General features: G+C 67.8%; 14 protein-coding genes. 7 read left to right on the top strand and 7 right to left on the bottom strand.

Annotated elements, in window-relative coordinates:
* The first annotated feature begins 1 nt into the window (after position 1).
* The 3 genes from I6J77_RS17480 to I6J77_RS17470 all read left to right on the top strand — a co-directional run bounded on the left by I6J77_RS17480 (position 2) and on the right by I6J77_RS17470 (position 2,235).
* Positions 2-871 carry a ParB/RepB/Spo0J family partition protein gene (locus I6J77_RS17480; RefSeq protein ID WP_204110024.1) on the top strand — a complete coding sequence of 290 codons (870 nt, stop codon included), beginning with the start codon at positions 2-4 and terminating at the stop codon, positions 869-871.
* A 196-nt stretch (positions 872-1,067) separates the two neighbouring features.
* A complete protein-coding gene (locus I6J77_RS17475) occupies positions 1,068-1,784 on the top strand; it encodes a glycosyltransferase (RefSeq protein ID WP_204110023.1) in 717 nt (238 codons plus the stop codon).
* Positions 1,785-1,866: 82 nt separating this feature from the next.
* Complete coding sequence (locus tag I6J77_RS17470) at positions 1,867-2,235, top strand: DUF488 domain-containing protein (protein WP_056714614.1); 369 nt, start codon at positions 1,867-1,869, stop codon at positions 2,233-2,235.
* Between the two features lie 10 nt (positions 2,236-2,245).
* Here the strand turns inward: I6J77_RS17470 and I6J77_RS17465 are convergent, their stop codons facing one another.
* Entirely contained in the window at positions 2,246-3,199 is a 954-nt protein-coding gene (locus I6J77_RS17465) for a patatin-like phospholipase family protein (protein WP_239309088.1), read from the bottom strand.
* Positions 3,200-3,397: 198 nt separating this feature from the next.
* On the opposite strand from I6J77_RS17465, the gene I6J77_RS17460 reads away from it, so the two are divergent.
* Entirely contained in the window at positions 3,398-5,158 is a 1,761-nt protein-coding gene (locus tag I6J77_RS17460; protein ID WP_204110022.1) for an SLC13 family permease, read from the top strand.
* A 325-nt stretch (positions 5,159-5,483) separates the two neighbouring features.
* Here I6J77_RS17460 and I6J77_RS17455 read toward each other — a convergent pair whose 3' ends face one another.
* On the bottom strand, positions 5,484-6,461 hold the full coding sequence (locus I6J77_RS17455; protein ID WP_056762760.1) for a YafY family protein: 978 nt from the start codon (positions 6,459-6,461) through the stop codon (positions 5,484-5,486).
* A 104-nt stretch (positions 6,462-6,565) separates the two neighbouring features.
* Between I6J77_RS17455 and I6J77_RS17450 the strand changes: the two genes are divergently transcribed.
* Both I6J77_RS17450 and I6J77_RS17445 read left to right on the top strand, forming a co-directional pair.
* Positions 6,566-7,489 (top strand): hypothetical protein, encoded by a 924-nt coding sequence (locus tag I6J77_RS17450; RefSeq protein ID WP_204110021.1) that lies wholly within the window; start codon positions 6,566-6,568, stop codon positions 7,487-7,489.
* Between the two features lie 81 nt (positions 7,490-7,570).
* On the top strand, positions 7,571-8,377 hold the full coding sequence (locus I6J77_RS17445) for a YdiY family protein (protein WP_204110020.1): 807 nt from the start codon (positions 7,571-7,573) through the stop codon (positions 8,375-8,377).
* Between the two features lie 80 nt (positions 8,378-8,457).
* Here I6J77_RS17445 and hemC read toward each other — a convergent pair whose 3' ends face one another.
* Positions 8,458-9,372: a hydroxymethylbilane synthase gene (gene hemC / locus I6J77_RS17440; protein WP_204110019.1), complete on the bottom strand. Its 915-nt coding sequence runs from the start codon at positions 9,370-9,372 to the stop codon at positions 8,458-8,460.
* 133 nt (positions 9,373-9,505) lie between these two features.
* Here hemC and I6J77_RS17435 point away from each other — a divergent pair, with 133 nt between their 5' ends.
* On the top strand, positions 9,506-10,240 hold the full coding sequence (locus I6J77_RS17435) for a Bax inhibitor-1/YccA family protein (RefSeq protein WP_204110018.1): 735 nt from the start codon (positions 9,506-9,508) through the stop codon (positions 10,238-10,240).
* 59 nt (positions 10,241-10,299) lie between these two features.
* On the opposite strand, the gene I6J77_RS17430 is transcribed toward I6J77_RS17435, so the two are convergent.
* The 4 genes from I6J77_RS17430 to tkt form a co-directional block, all read right to left on the bottom strand.
* A complete protein-coding gene (locus I6J77_RS17430; RefSeq protein WP_204110017.1) occupies positions 10,300-13,374 on the bottom strand; it encodes an efflux RND transporter permease subunit in 3,075 nt (1,024 codons plus the stop codon).
* A 9-nt stretch (positions 13,375-13,383) separates the two neighbouring features.
* The gene (locus tag I6J77_RS17425; protein ID WP_204110016.1) at positions 13,384-14,544 is read right to left on the bottom strand and encodes an efflux RND transporter periplasmic adaptor subunit; all 1,161 of its coding nucleotides are present in this window, start codon (positions 14,542-14,544) and stop codon (positions 13,384-13,386) included.
* Between the two features lie 82 nt (positions 14,545-14,626).
* Positions 14,627-16,129, bottom strand: a complete 1,503-nt coding sequence (locus I6J77_RS17420; protein ID WP_204110015.1) for an efflux transporter outer membrane subunit — start codon at positions 16,127-16,129, stop codon at positions 14,627-14,629.
* A 173-nt stretch (positions 16,130-16,302) separates the two neighbouring features.
* Entirely contained in the window at positions 16,303-18,351 is a 2,049-nt protein-coding gene (gene tkt / locus I6J77_RS17415; protein WP_204110014.1) for a transketolase, read from the bottom strand.
* Positions 18,352-18,471: the final 120 nt, after the last annotated feature.

The raw sequence follows: 18,471 nt of genomic DNA, 5'->3' as shown, positions 1-18,471 counted from the left end.
CATGGCTGCTGCGAAAAAACGTGGATTGGGACGCGGGCTCGATGCCCTGCTCGGCGGCGATGGTGACGCCACGCCGTCGATGCTGGCGCAGGAAGGCGAGCTGCGCATGCTGCCGATCCAGCAGGTCCAGCCCGGCAAGTACCAGCCGCGGCGGCACTGGAACGACGAGGCGCTGGACGAACTGGCCGCCTCGATCAAGGCCCAGGGCCTGATCCAGCCGGTGGTGGTGCGCGAGCTGGGCAAGCACAGCTACGAGCTGATCGCCGGCGAACGCCGCTGGCGCGCGGCCCAGCGCGCCCAGATGAGCGAGATCCCCGCGCTGATCAAGCAGGTCTCCGAGGCGGCGGTGCCGGCGATGGCGCTGATCGAGAACATCCAGCGCCAGGACCTCACCCCGCTGGAAGAAGCCGACGCGCTGAAGCGGCTGATCGACGATTTCGAGCTCACCCACCAGCAGGCCGCCGATGCGGTCGGCCGCTCGCGGGCATCGGTGTCGAACATGCTGCGGCTGACCGAGATGCCCGAGGCGATCAAGCGCCTGCTCGACGAAGGCAAGCTGGAAATGGGCCACGCCCGCTGCCTGCTGACGCTGGAGGAGTCCATCGCCGTACCGCTGGCGCGCCAGGCCTCGACGCTGGGCTGGTCGGTGCGCGAACTGGAGGAAGCCGCGCGCCGCGCGCAGACCGCGCCCAAGGGCAAGGCCAGGAACGCGCCCGCGACCGACCCGAACATCAGCGCGCTGGAACGCGAGCTGGGCGAGCGCTTCGCCACCCGCGTCGAGCTGGCCCAGGGCCGCGGCGGCCGCGGCAAGCTGGTGATCCACTACCACAGCAACGACGAGCTCGACGGCATCCTGGGCAAGATCCGCTGAAGCATGCCCTGCTCCCTCTCCTGCAAGGCAGGGGAGGGTCGGGGAGGGGTCGCTGCTGATCCTGGTTTTCAAGCCAACAGCCACCCCCTCCCAGCCTCTCCTGCCTGGCAGAGGGAGGAGCAGTACGTGCTTTGGCATTAAACTGCCCCGTTGCCGCGCCACGCGTCGTATCTGTTTCCGCTGAAAGGCCTTCCCCATGCCGCAACTCTCCGTCGTCGTCCCCGTCTTCAACGAGCGCGACAACATCTCGCCGCTGCTGGCCGAGATCGCCGCCGCCCTGCGCGGCCAGGTCGACTACGAGGTCATCTACATCGATGACGATTCCAGCGACGACAGTCGCGCGGTGCTGGCGGCGCAGAAGGCGAGCCATCCGGAACTGCGCGTGCTGCACCACGTCACCCGCAGCGGCCAGAGCACGGCGGTGTGGAACGGCGTGCGCGCGGCGCAGTCGCCGTGGATCGCCACGCTGGACGGCGACGGCCAGAACGATCCGGCCGACATCCCGAAACTGCTGGCCGCCCGCGATGCGGCGTCGGCCGAAACGCGGCTGTTCGCGGGCTGGCGCACCACCCGCCGCGACAGCTTCAACAAGCGGATCTCCTCGAAGATCGCCAACGCGGTGCGCTCGCGCATGCTGCGCGACGCCACCCCGGACACCGGCTGCGGCCTGAAGCTGTTCGAGCGCGAGGTGTTCCTGCGCCTGCCCTACTTCGACCACATGCACCGCTACCTGCCGGCGCTGGTCAAGCGTGCCGGTTTCGCCGCCCAGAGCGTGCCGGTCGGCCATCGTCCGCGCACCGCCGGCGTGTCCAAGTACGGCATGCTGGACCGGCTGTGGGTGGGCCTGGCCGACCTGCGCGGCGTGGCCTGGCTGATGCGTCGCGGCAAGGTGACCAGGGTCGAGGAACTCTGATCCAGGTCACGTCGGCTGTTCCGGATGCTCGTATGCTGGGTGGTGTTGTCCTCGGCTGATCCGGAGCATCGGGAGACCGCCCATGAGCATTGCCGTCAAACGCGTCTACGAACCGGCCGCGACGACCGATGGCTACCGCGTGCTGATCGATCGCCTGTGGCCGCGCGGCCTGAAGAAGGACGCGGTGCCGCTGGACCTGTGGGCGAAGGAACTGGCGCCGTCGACCGCGCTGCGCCAGTGGTTCGGGCACGATCCCGCGTTGTGGGACGGCTTCCGCCATCGCTACGCCAGCGAACTGGACAAGCTCGCCGAACACTGGCAACCGCTGGCGCAACGCGCCAGCCGGCACAAGCTCACCCTGCTGTATGGCGCACGCGACGAGGAACACAACAACGCGGTGGCGCTGAAGGCCTATCTGGAAAACTGGCTGCACTCGCACGGGCCGCGCTGAGCCGCGCCCGTCACGCCTCGCGTTGCGGCGTGCCCGCCCGCGGCCAGCTGGCCAGCGCGGCGCGGGCCTGCAGCCGGCCCATCTCGATCAGCTCGCGCGCCCGGTAGAACTCGTAGGCGCTGGCGATGTTGCGCGGCAACTCGATCAGCAGGTCCGGCTCGTAGGCGGCCAGGCGCAGCCGCGCCAGGTTGGCCTGCATCAGGTCCATCGATTGGGTCAGCAGGTCGAGCGTGCCCGGCACCGGCGGGTGGCTCTCGCCATGCGGAATCATCCGGCTGATGAAGTCGCCGATCCGCTGGCGGTAGCCCGATGACGCGTTCGCGTCGCGGATCGGCGGTTCCGGTGGCGTGCTGGTCACGGCCGCGCCGTCGACACTGACGGCGATCGTGTAGTCGGCGTTCTCGCGGATCAGCGGAGTCACCGGCACCGGATTGAGCAGGGCGCCGTCGACCAGCCGGTGACCGTCGATCAGGTGCGGGCGAAACACGGTGGGAATGGCGATCGAGGCGCGGATCGCGTCGAACAGGCAGCCCCGGCTGAGCCACACCTCGCGGCCCCGTTCGATGTCGGTGGCCACGGCGGTGAACGCCAGCGGCAGCTCCTCGATCTGCACGTCGCCGATCAGTCCGCGCATCGTCTCGATGATCTTCTCGCCCTTGATCAGTCCGCCGCCGGTGAAGGTCCAGTCGACCAGCCTGAGCACGTCGAGCTTGGCCAGCGCGCAGACCCAGTCGCGATAGACCTCCAGCTTGCCGCTGGCATGGATGCCGCCGATCAGGGCGCCCATCGAGGTGCCGGCGATCGCTACGATCCGGTAGCCCTGCGCCTCGATTTCCTCGATCACGCCGATGTGCGCCAGCCCCTTGGCGCCACCGGCCCCGAGCGCCAGCGCCACCGTCGGCCCGAGTGGCGCGGCGGGCAGGTCCGGCGTGGTGAAAGAAGGCCCGGGTTGATGTGCTTTCATGGCAGGCATTCAATCACGAAATGCAGGCGTTGCCGTTGGCAGGCTGCATCGAACGCGAGCGAGGCTGGTGGCGGCTGGTTAGTATGACCAGGGCTGCGGCACCTGGCTGGCGGCAACGAACATGGAATCGCGCATGGCTTCTTCATCACCCGCTTCTGCCCGAAAGCCCTGCCGCGCGCGCGGCCCGGAGCTTGCCGGATGAGCTGGCAGGCGTGGGCGACCGTGGCGGTGATCGCGCTGGCGATGGCGCTGTTCGCCAGCGAGAAGCTGCGCATCGACCTGGTCGCCCTGCTGGTGCTGGCGACCCTGGTGATCCTCGGCATCGTCACGCCGGTGGAAGCGCTCAGCGGCTTCAGCAACGAGGCCACGGTGACGGTGGCGGCGATGTTCGCGCTGAGCCTGGGCATCGAGCGTTCCGGCGCGCTGGAACCGCTGAGCCGCTGGCTGATGCGGATCAGGCGCCCCTGGCTGCTGACCCTGGCGCTGATGCTGGCGATCGCGCCGCTGGGCGCCTTCGTCAAGAACATCGCCCTGGTCGCCACCTTCCTGCCGCTGGCGCTGCGCGTGTGCCAGCGCACGCATACGCCACCGGGCCGCGTACTGATGCCGATGGCCTACGCCGCGCAGATGGGTGGCGTGTGCACCCTGATCGGCACCTCGTCCAACCTGCTGGCCGACACGCTGGCGCAGAAGCACGGCATGGCGGCGTTCGGCGTGTTCGAGTTCACCCGCATGGGCGTGATCCTCGCCGTGGTCGGCATCCTCTATCTGATGCTGGTCGGGCGCTGGCTGCTGCCGCGCCACATCGATGCGGAGATGCCGGAGCAGGAAGACATCGGCAAGTACGTCACCGAGCTGGAGGTGACCGAACAGTCGTCGCTGGTCGGCGGCAGCATCGCCGATGCAAAGCTGGGCGAGCGTTATGGCGTCTACCCGCTGGAGCTGCTGCGGGGCGAGAAGCGCATGTGGTCGCCGCGCAGCCAGGAGATCGCCGTGGGCGACGTGCTGCTGGTCCGCGGCGACTGGGAAAAGATCGAGGAATTCCAGCGCCGTACCGGCCTGCGCAACGCACCGGACCGGCGTTATGCCAAGGGCGATGACCGCTCGCGGGTGATGGTGGAGCTGATGGTGGCGCCGGCCAGCCCGATGGAAAGCCGGCGGCTCGACGAGACCGGCCTGAACTGGCGCTATGACGCGGTCGCCCTGGCCATCCATCGGCGCGGCCAGCTGTTGCGCGACAAGCTCAGCGACGTCAGCCTCGCGGTGGGTGACGTGCTGCTGGTGCTGGTGGACGACGACGCACTGTCCAACCTGCGCAACGACGAGGCCTTCATCGTGCTGAGCGAGCGCGAGGAAACGCATCGCACGCCGCGCAAGGCGTTCTACGCGGCGGCCATCATGGCCGGCGTGGTGGTGGCCTCGGGCCTGCACTGGCTGCCGATTCCGATCGCCGCGATCTGCGGCGCCATCGCCATGGCGCTGACCGGCTGCTTCGGCCGCAAGGATGTCTACGAAGGCATCGACTGGAAGATCATCATCCTGCTCGGCGCGATCCTGCCCCTGGGCATCGCCATCGAGCGCAGCGGCCTGTCGCAGGAACTGGTGCAGATGGGCCTGGGCGTGGTCGGCGAACACGGCCCGCTGGCCGCCCTGCTGATGGTCTATCTGCTCACCGCCCTGCTCACCGAGCTGATGGGACACAACCCCTCGGTGGTGCTGATGGTGGGCATCGCGGTGTCGGTCGCCCACGCGATGAAGGTGGACCCCCGGCCATTCGTGGTGGCGGTGGCGTTCGCCGCGGCGACGTCATTCGCCACCCCGGTCGGCTATCCCACCAACACCATGGTCTATTACGCCGGCGGCTATCGCTTCACCGACTTCATGAAGGTGGGTATCCCGCTGATCCTGATCTTCTGCGCGCTGTCGATGTGGCTGATCCCGAAGTTCTGGCCGTTTTAATGGAGCCAAAGCGCCTCTTGCGTTTGCTCCCTCTCCCCGCAGGGGAGAGGCCGCTTCAATAAAGCAAAGCGCATTTCGCGTTTGCTCCCTCTCCCTCCGGGAGAGGGTTGGGGAGAGGGTGCCCCAATACGCCGCGATGCGCTTTTTTGCGTTTGCTCCCCCACCTGGAACCAGCATCGAAGCCGACTTCGAGCAAGCTTCGTCGTACACCGGCCCTCACCTCAATCCTCTCCCGGAGGGAGAGGAGGCGAACGTGCCGTGCGGGAGTCGCCACATCGTGCATTCGGGACGGGCGAGCGTCGCTGGGGAGTGGTGGCTACATTTTCTATTGGGCGTATCCGCCCAATGCCAGCTGCAGCAGGATCTTCATCTCCTCGCGCAGCGACATGGGCGTCACGATCTCCGCGTCCGGGCCGTACTTGAGCACGTCCATCAGCAGCTCTTTCGAGTTGGAGTAGGGCAGCTTCAGTTCGTAGCGGCCGTCGGGCAGCCATTCGCCTTTCTGTTGCGAATGCCAGTGTTCGTCGGCGACCCAGCGTGCCGCGTGCGACGAGAAGCGGATGGTGGCCCAGGCCTTGGGTTTGCCCGCGAAGATGCCGTAGCTGGAGGCGAGCAGTTCGTTGAGGTCGCTGTCGGGGACGTCGATGGCGGCGCTGTCCAGCGCGTGCGCCTCGGCCATGCGGTCGACGGCGAAGCTGCGCAGCGCTTCGCGGTCGTGATCCCACACGTCCAGGTACCAGTTGTCGCGGTAATGGGTCAGCCGCTGCGGCGACACCGTGCGGCGGCTGTCGGCATTGGTGGTGCGCGCGCGATAGCGGAAGCGCAGCTGCTGGCGCTGCAGCACCGCGCCGGCCACCGTGCGGAACACCTGCTGGTCGAGCTTGCGCTCGCCCCAGGGAATCACCCTGATCCGCTCGATCGGCAACGCCTTGCCGTTGTCGTGGTTGGAAAGCAGGCCCTCGATGCGCGACTTGAACGGCGCCAGTGCGCCGGCCAGCACGCCGGGGCCGGAGCGGCCGATCAGCTCGTTCAGCGCCAGCAGGGCGGCCAGCTCGTCGGAGGTGAGCCACAGGCCGGGCAGTTCGAACTTCTCGCCTTCGCCCAGCTCGTAGCGGAATGCGGCGGCCTGGTCGTTGCCGCCGCTTTCGATCGGCGCGCGCAATGCATCGCGCAGGAAGGCCACGTCGCGGTACAGCGTGGCACGCGAACATTCCAGTTCGTCGAGCAGGCGCGGCAGCGGTATCGGGTAGTGCGCCGACTTCAGCAGCCGGTGCAGGGTCAGTATGCGTTCGTAGCGATCCATGGGGCGTCGGCGTTTCGTCGATGGCAGGCCTTGTGTAGCATGGAGGCGGCCTGCGTTGCTCACAAGTCGCCGCCGGCACGGTCGAAACCAGCATCGGATGCCTCATGTCGCCCAGCCGCGAATTGCCGACAGACGTCACCAGCACGCACGACCTCTCCCATGCCGGGACGACGCGATCCAGCTACGCCGAAATCCTGCTGCGCGTGCTGGCGGTCAGCGGCTACGGCTTGTGGATCTGGCTGGGCATGGGCCTGACCCTGGGCATGAACCAGATCGGCAACGGCGCGATGCAGATGCCGCTGGTGCTGGGCACGGCGCTGGTGTGCGCGGGACTGGCCCTGGGCGGCTTGCGTCTTTCGGCGAACACCGCGTGGTACGGCGGGCCGCCGGCGGAACGCCGCTGGCCCAAACGGGCGGCGTGGATGGCGCTGGCCTGTTTCCTGCCCGTGCTGTTGCTGCTGGTGTTGGGTGATGGACACGGACACGTGTTGTCGATGCGCATGGCCGGGGTCGCCCTGCTGCTGTGCAGCCTGGTCAGCCTGGTGCACAGCGCGTACCGCTTCCGCAGCCAGCTTTCACCCGACCTGCAGCGGATGTCCTCCTCCCTGCCGGTCAGCCGGCTGGTCACCGCCTGGTATGGCGGCGGCCTGTGGCTGTGGTTGTGCGTGATGATGCAGGGCGGGCCTGGCCCCGAACACGGCGCCTATCCGTGGATTCTGCTGTTGCTGGCGCTGGCCCTGCTGCTGGGCCTGCTCGAAGGCATGCGCTGGCAGTCGTTGGCCCCGGCCCAGGGCAGCGACCATGACCTGTACGTCCAGCACCTGTCCATGCCCCGCGTCGCCGCCGCGCTGCTGATCTACGTGCTGCCCTGCGCGGCCCTGCTGTTCACCGACCGATTCGGCGGCGGGCTGCTGGCGTCCGCGCTGGCCGTTCCCAGTTGCCTGCTCGGCAAGATGATCGAGCAGCATGTCTATGAAACGGCCCTGGCGCGGGGGCTCCCCGCCGCCGGAATGAATCCGTTCCCGTGATTTTCCGGAACGTTCATTGGCAGTTCAAACCGCCACGTTAAGGTAGCGGCCTTACCATCTTTTAACAAATGGATCGCCCCGATGAAAAAGACCCTGATCGCCGGCCTGCTGCTGGCCGCCTTCTCGAGCTTCGCCGTCCAGGCCCAGGATACCGACTCCCAGGCCGCCAACGGCGGCTGGAGTGGCTCGGGCGAATTCGGTTTCGCCTCGTCCACCGGCAATTCGCGCTCGGAGAACATCAACGCCAAGCTCGGCCTGAGCCAGGAAAACGAGCAGTGGAAGAACAACTTCTTCGTCGACGCGCTGCGCTCGAAGAGTCAGCAGACCTTGGTCGACACCGACGGCAACACGATCAAGCAGTTCAACACCACCGCGAACCGCTATGACGGTGGTGCCTCGGTCGGCCTCAAGCTCGATCCGCGCAGCTACATCGTGGGCGCCGCGCGCTACGAGCACGACGACTTCGGCGCCAACCTGTGGCAGGGCATCGTCTCGCTGGGTTACGGCTACATCGCGCTGAAGGACGGCCGCAACGAGCTGTCGTTCGAAATCGGCCCCGGTTACAAGCGCTACCGCCCGGCCGACGTGGATGTGGTGGTCGACGGCGCGGTGGTGCACCAGCAGCAGCCGACCGAAAGCGAAATGGTCGGCCGCGGCCTGATCAACTACAAGTTCAAGCTCACCGAGAACACCGCGTTCGAGGATACCTTCCTGATGGAAGCGGGCTCCAAGAACACCTACCTGCAGAACGACGCGGGCCTCGCCGTCAGCATGACCAAGAAGCTGGCGCTGAAGGTGGGTTTCCAGCTCCGCCACAACAGCGACGTGCTGCCCGGCACCAAGAAGACCGACACGCTGACCACGACGAACCTGGTTTACAGTTTCTGAGGGAAGTGCGGAAACAGGGAACGGGGAACGGGGAACGGGAAGAGCGCGAAGCTCAGAGTCCTTGTTCCCCGTTCCCGCTTCTACCCCAGCATCTCGCCCGCGCCCTGCGCCAGCAGGGCGCGGGCTACCTGCCGACCCAGTGACTCCGCCTGTTCCCCGAGGCTGCTCGCTTCGGCATGCAGCAGGCGGCCGCTGCGCGCGTCACCGACCAGTCCGCGCAGGTGCAGGCCGTGTTCGCCGAGCATGCACCACGCACCCACCGGCACCGTGCAACTGCCGCCCAGCGCATGGTTCATCGCGCGCTCGGCGGTGACGGTGAGGCGGGTGTCGGCGTCGTCCAGCGCGGCCAGCAAGGCGAGCACGGCCGGCTGGTCGCCGCGTGCCTCGATCGCGATCGCCGCCTGGCCCGGTGCCGGCAGCCAGTCCGGCGCGGCCAGGCGCGAACGGATGCGCGCGGCCAGGCCCAGTCGTTCCAGTCCGGCGCAGGCCAGCACGATCGCGTCGTAATCGCCGGCGTCGAGCTTGCCCAGTCGCGTGCCCACGTTGCCGCGCAGATCCAGCAGCTGGAGATCCGGCCGCAACGCCCGCAATTGCGCCTGCCGGCGCAGCGAGGAGGTGCCCACCCGGGCGCCCTGGGGCAGTGACGCCAGCTCGGCGTGGTCGTTGCTGACAAAGGCATCCGCCGCGTCCGCCCGGGGCAGGATCGCCGGCAGCACGAAGCCGGGTTCCAGTTCCGCCGGTACGTCCTTCAGGGAATGCACGGCCAGATCCGCGCGGCCTTCCAGCATCGCCACTTCCAGTTCCTTCAGGAACAGCCCCTTGCCGCCGATCGTGGCCAGCGGCTTGTCCAGGATCTCGTCGCCGCGCGTGCTCATCGGCACCAGCTCCACTGTCAGCCCCGGGTGCGTCGTGCGCAGCAACGCGGCGACGTGCTCGGCCTGCCACAGCGCGAGCGCGCTCTTGCGGGTGGCGATACGCAGGGTGGAAGGATTCATCAGGGCTCCGCGAGGTTCAACGAGCGCTCATTGTCGCGTAGTTTCCGCGCCGCGGCGCAACGGCGAATTGGCGCAGGCGGCTGCAAAACCGCGATGGACCGGGCTAGGATGGGGAAAACCTCGGGAGCAGATCATGCAAAGCGGCAATCCGGCGCTCAACAAGAACACCTTCCTCGACGCCGCCAGCGGCGCCGTGGTCACCCGCAGCGACGACGCGATGACGATCAACGGCACGGTCAACAAGACCGGGCTGCTGTTGTTGCTGGTACTGGTGGGTGCGTTCGTCAGCTGGAGCCGCTTCAGCGGCCCGGACAGCCTGCCCACGATCATGCCGCTGGTGCTTGGCGGCTGCATCGGCGGCCTGGTGCTGGGCCTGGTCACCGTGTTCAAGAAGACCTGGGCGGCGGTGGCCGAAGGCCTGTTCATCGGTGCGCTGTCGGCGATCTTCGAGATGCGTTATCCGGGCATCGTGATCCAGGCGGTGGGGCTGACCTTCGGCACCATGGCGGCGATGCTGCTGGCCTACCGCAGCGGCCTGATCCGCGCCACCGAGAAGTTCAAGCTCGGCGTGGTCGCCGCCACCGGCGGCATCTTGTTGCTGTACGTGGCCAATTTCGCGATGGGTTTCTTCGGCCATTCGATGGGCTTCATCAATGGCAGCAGCATGCTGGGCATCGGCTTCAGCGCCGTGGTGGTGGTGATCGCCGCGTTGAACCTGATCCTCGACTTCGACCTGATCGAAACCGGCGCCCAGTCCGGCGCACCGAAATACATGGAGTGGTACGGCGCCTTCGCGCTGGTGGTGACCCTGGTCTGGCTGTACCTGGAACTGCTGCGCCTGCTGTCGAAGCTGCAATCGCGCAACTGAAGAGCCGGACACGGCAAAAAGAAAGGCGCGGGTGACCGCGCCTTCTTTCTGTCTGCCGCTCAGGCCGGCGCCGTCGAGCCGGGTTCCAACCATCGCGGATCATCCGACGGCTGGCCGCCGTGGCGATCGGCGGCCAGCAGCATATAGAACGCCGGCACCACGAACAGGGTGAACACGGTGCCAATCGCCAGGCCGGTGGAGATCACCAGGCCCATGTTGAAGCGGCCCGCCGCACCGGCGCCGGAGGCGATCACCAGCGGCAGCACGCCCAGCACCATCGCCGCGGTGGTCATCAGGATCGGGCGCAGGCGCACCGCCGCGGCATGTTCGATCGCTTCGCGTTTGGACATGCCGTCCAGTTGCGACTGGTTGGCGAACTGCACGATCAAAATGCCGTGCTTGCTGATCAGGCCCATCAGGGTCACCAGGCCGACCTCGGTGTAGATGTTGAGGCTGGTGAACAGGTTGACGAAGATCAGCGCGCCGAACAGCGCCAGCGGCACCGAGACCAGGATCACGATCGGATCGCGCAGGCTGTTGAACTGCGCGGCCAGGGCCAGGAACACGATGATCACGGCGAACAGCAAGGTCGCGCCGAAACCGCCGGACTCCTGGGTGAACTGGCGCGACTGGCCGGCGTAATCGACGTTGTAGCCGGTCGGCGCCACCTCCTTCACCAGATCGCGCAGGTAATTCAGCGCATCGCCCTGCGACATCCCGCTGACGCCGGAGATCGTGGCCGAGTTCAGCTGCTGGAAGCGGTTCAGCGATTGCGGCACCACCTGCCTGGTGATCCTGGCGACGGTCGAGGCCGGGATCACCGAGCCGTCCGGCACGCGGATGTAGTAGTCGAGCACCTGGTCCGGGTTGAGCCGGTCGGCCTGCAATACCTGCGGGATCACCTTGTACGAGCGGCCGGAGATCGAGAAGTAGTTGACGTAGCCGCCGCCCAGCGCCGAGCCGAGCGCGGCGCCCACGTCCTGCTGGGTCAGCCCGAGCGTGGTGATCATGTCGCGGTCGAGGCTGACCGTGCCCTGCGGCTTGTCGACCTTGAGGTCGGAGTCGACGAAGTAGAACTTGCCGCTGGCCTGCGCCTTCTGCAGCACCTGGGAGGCCACTTCGTTGAGGTTCTCGAATGGCTCGGTGGTGGTGATCACCACCTGGATCGGCAGGCCCGACGCGCCCGGCAGCGGCGGGAACTGGAACGCGGCCACGCGGCCGCCGGCGATGCCGTTCCACTTCTGCTGCAGCACCTGCTGCAGTTCGTGCGCGCTGCGATGACGCTGGTCCCACGGCTTGAACAGCACGCCGCCGATGCCCTGGTTGATGGTGGGCACGCCGGTCAGCTGGAACATCTGCTCGTATTCCGGCAGCTCCCTGGACAGCTCGAACATCTGCGTCGCATAGACGTTCATCTGCTGCGCCGTCGTGTTCGGTGCGCCCACGATCTGGCCGACCACGATGCCCTGGTCCTCTTCCGGGGCCAGCTCGGACTGGGCGGTGACGCCCAGCGCGATGGTGGCCAGCAGCAGCAGCGCGCTCATCACGATCACCACCGACTTGGTCGACAGCGTGTTGTGCAGCACGCGCTGGTAACCGTGGTGCACGCGGTCGAACTGGCGGTCGATGAACTGCACGAAGCGACCGCTCTCCTGCTCGCTGCGGAAGAACTTCGAGGCCATCATCGGCGACAGCGTCAACGCAATCACCGCCGATACCGTCACCGCGCCGGCCAGGGTGAAGGCGAACTCGCTGAACAGCGCGCCGGTCAGTCCCTTCTGGAAACCGATCGGCACATACACCGCGATCAGCACCACGGTCATCGCCAGGATCGGGCCGCCCAGTTCGCGCGCGGCCAGCAAGGCGGCCTGCAGCGGCGTCTTGCCTTCTTCCTTCATGTGCCGGTCGACGTTCTCCACCACGATGATCGCGTCGTCCACCACCAGGCCGATCGCCAGCACCAGCGCCAGCAGGGTCAGCAGGTTGATCGAGTAGCCCAGCGCCAGCATCATGAAGAAGGTGCCGACCAGCGACAGCGGCATCGCGATCACCGGGATGATCACCGCGCGCAGGCTGCCGAGGAACAGGAAGATCACCAGGGTGACGATCAGCAGCGCCTCGACCAGGGTCTTGACCACCTCGTTGATCGAGCTGTTCACGAACTCGGTGCCGTCGTAGACGATCCGCCCGGTCAGGCCGCCGGGCAACTGGCTCTGGATCTCCGGGAACGCATCGCGCACGCGCTTGGCGACGTCCAGCACGTTCGCGTCGGGCGCGACCTTGATGCCGATGAACACCGAGCGCTTGCCGCTGAAGGCCACGTTGAAGTCGTAGTTTTCCGAACCCAGCGAGACCGTGGCCACGTCCTGCAGGCGCACGATCGCGCCGTTGACCTGCTTGATCGCCAGCTGTTTGAACTCGTCGACCGAATGCAGGTTGCTGTCGGCGGTCAGGTCGACCGTCACCGCCTGGCCCTTGCTGGAGCCGACCGCAGCCAGGTAGTTGTTGGACGCCAGCGCCGTGTTCACGTCGGTGGCGGTGATGCCGTGCGCCGCCATCCTGGCCGGGTCGAGCCAGGCGCGCAGGGCGAACTGGCGCGCGCCGAGCAGCTCGGCGGTCTGCACGCCATCGATCGAATCGAGCTTGGGCTTCACCACCCGCGCCAGGTAGTCGGTGATGTTGTTGGTGGGCAGCACATCGCTGTAGAAGCCCATGTACATCGCGTCGACGGTCTCGCCGGTCTGCACGTTCAGCACCGGCTGCTGCGCCTGCGGCGGGAGCTGGTTCTTCACCGAATTCACCTGGGTGGTGATCTCGGTCAGTGCGCGGTTGGCGTCGTAGTTCAGGTGCAGGGTCGCGGTGATGGTGGACACGCCCTGCACGCTGCTGGAGGACAGGTAGTCGATGCCCTGCGCCTGCGAAATCGCCTGCTCCAGCGGCTGGGTGATGAAGCCGGCCATGGTCTGCGCATCGGCACCGTAATACGCGGTGCTGACGGTGACCGTGGCGTTCTCGGTCTTCGGGTACTGGCGCACGGTCAGGCTGCTGACGGCACGCACGCCGAGCACCAGGATCAGCAGGCTGACGACCACCGCCAGCACCGGCTTGTTGATGAACAGGTCGGTGAATTTCATGGCGTTCGCTCAGTGTTCCTGCGGCGCGGGATGGGCGCTGTCGGCGGGCTTCACGCGGTTGTCGATCGCGATCGGCGCGTCGTTCTTCAGCTTGATCTGGCCACTGGTCACGACCACGGTGCCGGCCTCGATGCCCTTGAGGATCGCCACCTGGTCGCCGCGGGTTTCGCCGACCGTGACGAAGGTCTGCTTCACCGTGGGCGGCAGCGGCTGGCCCTTGTCGTCCTTGCCCTTGGACGGCTGCACCACGTACACGGTGTCGCCGTACGGGTTGTAGACGATCGCGGCCTGCGGCAGGGTCAGCCGGGGCTGCTCGTTGCCGACGTCGACGCTGACCTTGGCGAACATGCCCGGGGTGAGCGCCTTGTCGTGGTTGGGCACGGTCGCCTCGACCTGCACGTTGCGCGTGCCGAGGTCGACCTTGGGACTGATCGCGCTGAGCTTGCCGGTGAAGCTGCGGTTGGTATACGCATCCAGCTTCAGGTTCACCACCTGGCCCACCTGCAGGCGGCCCAGTTCGCTTTGCGGCACGGAGAAATCGACGAACAGCGGATCGAGCTGCTGCAACGTCACCACCGTGGTGCCGGCGCTGAGGTAGTCGCCGGGGCTGGTGGTGATGATGCCGGCGCGGCCGGCGAACGGCGCGCGCAACTGCTTCTTGGCCACCACCACTTTCTGCTGCGCCACCGCGGCCTGCCGGCCCTTGAGATCGGCGGCGGCGGTGTCGTAATCGGCCTTGCTGATCGCCTGCGCCGCCAGCTGCTTGCGCGCCCGCTCGAAGGTCAGCTGGGACAGCTGCGCCGCGGCCTCCAGCTGTTGCAGCTGGGCCACGTCGTCGCCGTCGCGCAGCTGCAGCAGCAGCTGGCCCTGCTTCACGTCCTGGCCGGATTTCAGGCTCACCCCGGTGACCAGGCCGGCCACGTCCATCGCCAGGTCGGCACCGTTGGCTGCACGCAAAGTGCCGACGGCACTCAGCGCGGGTTGCCATGGTTGTGCGCGGGCGGTGGTGGTGCTGACCGTGAACGGCGCCGGCTTCGGCATGCCGTGGATCATGCGCATGACCAGCAGCACCTTGATGCCGGCGATCAGCGCGATCAGCAGCAACACGCCGACGACCATCCAGATCATGCGCTTGGTGGTGCTGGGTTTCTTGTCGACGCGCGTGGGCATGCGCGAACTCCTTGGGTTGGGGCGATCGTCCACGATCGCGAAAGTCGATAAGCGGACATCCTGTCCGCACTCATGGATAGAGCTATGGCTTCTGACCGGCTGCCAGGGTGTCGCTGCGCCAGCCACCGCCGAGGGCGGCGTACAGCGCGGCGGTGTCGGCCAGGCGCGCGACGCGTGCCTGGATCAGGGCGATGCGCGCTTGCTGATAGCTGCGCTGGGCGTCGAGCAGGTTGAGATAGCCGGTCGAGCCGAGCTGGAACTGGCGCTCGACCAGGGCGAGCTGCTGCGATGCCGCGTCCTCGGCGGCGGCCTGCGCCGCCAGTCCCTCGGCGTCGTATTGCAGCGCCTGCAGCGCATCGGCGACGTTCTGGAACGCGACCAGCACGGTCTGCTGCCAGTCCGCCACGGCCTTGTCCAGGCCGGCCTGGGCGGCGCGCTTTTTATGCAGCAGCTCGCCGCCGTGGAACAGTGGCTGGGTCAGGCCCAAGCCCAGCGACCAGGCGCCGGTGCCGGCGGAAAACAGGTCGCCGGCGCGCAACACCTGCGAACCGGCGCTGCCGGAGAGCGTGATCTGCGGCAGCATCGCCGCGGTCGCCACGCCGACCTGGGCCGAAGCCGCATGCAACTGTGCCGAAGCCGCGCGGATATCCGGGCGCTGCTCGACCAGGCCCGAGGGCAGGCTGACCGGGATGTCGCGTGGCAGGCCGATCGCATCCAGCGTCAGTGGCGACAACTCCAGTTGCGCTGGCGTGGTGCCCAGGTAGGTGGCGAGCTGGTTGCGCGTGGCGGCGAGCTGGGCGCGCAGCGGCGGCAGGGTCGCTTCGGTGGCGGCCACTTGCGAGCGCACGGCCAGCGTGTCGGACAGCGACTTCGAGCCGATCTGCTGTTGCTGGCGGGCGATCTTGAGGCTCTTGCCCTGGATGTCGAGGATATGTTCGGTCGCGCGCAGCTGCTCGCGCAGCGAGGCTTCCTGCAGCGACGCGGTGACCACGTTCGCGGCCAGGGTCAGGTAAGTGGTGTCGAGCTGGGCGCGCTGGTAGTCGGCCAGCGCCAGCTGCGCCTCGATCCCGCGGCGCACGCCGCCGAACAGGTCGAGGGTGTAGCCGATGCTGACCGAGGCGTTGTAGACGGTGAACGGGCCGCGCCCGCCCGGACCCACCGACTGCGCGGCGGATTGTTTCTGGCGGGTGGCGCCGGCGCCGGCGTCCAGCGACGGGAACAACCCGCCGCGCGCCGCGTTGGCGTTTTCCTGCGCCTGGCGCAGCGCGGCCTGGGCCGACGCCACGGTGGGGCTGTGCTCCAGCGCCGTGGTTACCCGGCGGGTCAGCTCGGCATTGCCGAACGTCGTCCACCAGCGCGCCGGCACGTCGCGGCCCTGCAGGAAACGCTGGGCATCGCCACCGGCGGCCTTCGCCGTCGCGGTGCTGGCCGGCAGTGGCTGCGCCGTGTAGCGGTCCGCCGACGGTGCGTCGGGCCGCCGGTAGTCGGGACCCACCGCGCAACCGGCCAGCGCCAGACCGGCCAGCAACGTGAAGGCGCAGCCGGCGACCGCGGCGGGCTTTGCAGCAGATGAAAAAAGGGACAAGGGATTGACCTGGGCGAGGGAGCACCGGGTCGGGAAAATAGCAGACTGATTAGTTCAGATATATAGGCTAACGGCCACAAACGCCGAATTTGTGTACCAGTCTTCGGTTTTGGTTCAGCTGACGGCGCCAGCGTCCCGCCGCAGGGCGACGCGGGCGCCCTTCGCCAGAGACGTCACCCCGCCAACAGGGCTCGCGCTCGCGCCACCACGTTGGCGACGGTGAAGCCGAACTCGCGCAGCAGCACCTCGGCGGGCGCGGAGGCGCCGAAGCGGTCGATGCCTAGCATGTCGCCGTTCGGGCCGACGTAACGCTCCCATCCCTGCGATGCCCCCAGCTCCACCGCCAGCCGCGCGGCCACGGCGGGCGGCAGCACTTCGTCGCGATAGGCCTGCGGCTGCGCATCGAACAATTCCCAGCTCGGCATCGACACGCAGCGCACGGCGACGCCGTCGGCCTGCAGCTTCTGCGCCGCCTCGACGATCAGTCCGACCTCGGAGCCGCTGGCGATCAGGATCAGCGACGGCTTGCCGTCGGTGGCATCGCTCAATACATACGCGCCCTTGCGCAGGCCTTCGGCGCCGGCGTGGTGCTGGCGGTCCAGCGTCGGCACTTTCTGCCGGGTCAGCGCCAGCGCCACCGGATGCTTCTTCGAGCTCACCGCGACGCGCCAGGCCTCGGCCGTCTCGTTGGCGTCGGCGGGACGGATCACGGTGAGGTTGGGGATCGCGCGCAGGCTGGCCAGCTGTTCGATCGGCTGGTGGGTAGGGCCGTCCTCGCCCAGCGCCACGCTGTCGTGGGTGAACACATGCACCACGTGCAGCCCCATCAGCGCGGCCAGCCGGATCGACGGGCGCATGTAGTCGGAGAAGATCAGGAAGGTGGCGTCGAACGGGATGAAGCCGCCATGCGCGGCCAGGCCGTTGCTGATCGCGGCCATCGCGTGTTCGCGCACGCCGTAGTGGAAGTTGCGCCCGGCACGGCTCCAGCCGCCGCCGTCGGAGCCTTCGGTGTCTTCGCCCGGGACGACGGCCGGGTTGAAGTCGCCCAGGCCCTTCAGCGCGGTGAAGGTGGACGGATCGAGGTCGGCCGAACCGCCGCACAGCGCCGGCAGTTTCTTCGCGAACGCGTTCATCACCTGACCGCCGGCCACGCGGGTGGCCAGGCCTTTCGGGTCGGCGGGGAACGGCGGGATGTCCGCGTCCCAGCCTTGCGGCAGCGCGCCCCCAAGGCGGGCGCGCAACTCCCTGGCCAGCTCGGGGAAGGCCGCCGCGTAGGCACTCATCCGCTCGTCCCAGTCCGACTGGGCTTTCGCGCCACGCTCGAGCGCCTCGCGCATGTGCGCCAGCGCGGGCTCGGGCACCAGGAAGTCCGGTTCCACCGGCCAGCCGAGCTTCTGCTTGGTCTTCTTCACGTCCTCCACGCCCAGCGGCGAGCCGTGCGCCTTGTAGCTGTCCTGTTCGGGCGAGCCGTAGCCGATGTGCGTGCGCACCAGGACCAGCGACGGCCGGCTGGTGTCCTCGCGGGCGGCGCGCAGGGCGGCATGGATCGCGTCCACGTCGTTGCCGTCGTCGACATGGATGGTCTGCCAGCCATACGCGTCGAAGCGTGCGCCCCGATCTTCCGAGAACGTCATGTCGGTGCCGGCCGAGAGCGTCACGTAGTTGTCGTCGTACAGGCAGATCAGCTTGCCCAGCTTGAGATGGCCGGCCAGCGACGCGGCCTCGCTGGCCACGCCTTCCATCAGGTCGCCGTCGCTGACGATGGCGTAGGTGTGGTGGTCGATGATGCGATGGCCTTCGCGGTTGTAGGTCGCCGCCAGCTGCGCCTCGCCCAGCGCCATGCCCACCGCATTGGCCAGGCCCTGGCCGAGCGGCCCGGTGGTGACTTCGACGCCGGGCGTATGGCCGTACTCGGGATGGCCGGGCGTCTTGCTGCCCCACTGGCGGAACTGCCTGATGTCGTCCAGCGACACGTCGTAGCCGCTGGCGAACAGCAGGCTGTACAGCAGCGCCGAGCCGTGGCCGGCGGAAAGCACGAAACGGTCGCGGTCGGCCCAGTGCGGATCGGCCGGGTGGAACTTCATGTGCCGCGTCCACAGCACATAGGCCATCGGCGCCGCGCCCAGCGGCAGCCCGGGGTGGCCGCTGTCGGCCTTCTGCACCATGTCCACCGACAGGAAGCGAAGCATGTTGATGCATTGCTGGTCGAGGTCGTGGGACATGATGTTCTCCAGTGTGGGGGAATGGTGCGAGGCAACCACCGTCATCCCCGCGAAAGCGGGGATCCAGTGCCTCTCCCTGTCGGCGACCTTGAGGTCACTGGATTCCCGCTTTCGCGGGAA

The organism is Rhodanobacter sp. FDAARGOS 1247, assembly GCF_016889805.1.
Classification (GTDB): Bacteria; Pseudomonadota; Gammaproteobacteria; order Xanthomonadales; family Rhodanobacteraceae; genus Rhodanobacter.
The sequence above is the reverse complement of the archived record's forward strand: the minus strand, read 5'-3'. Positions and strand labels throughout refer to the sequence as shown.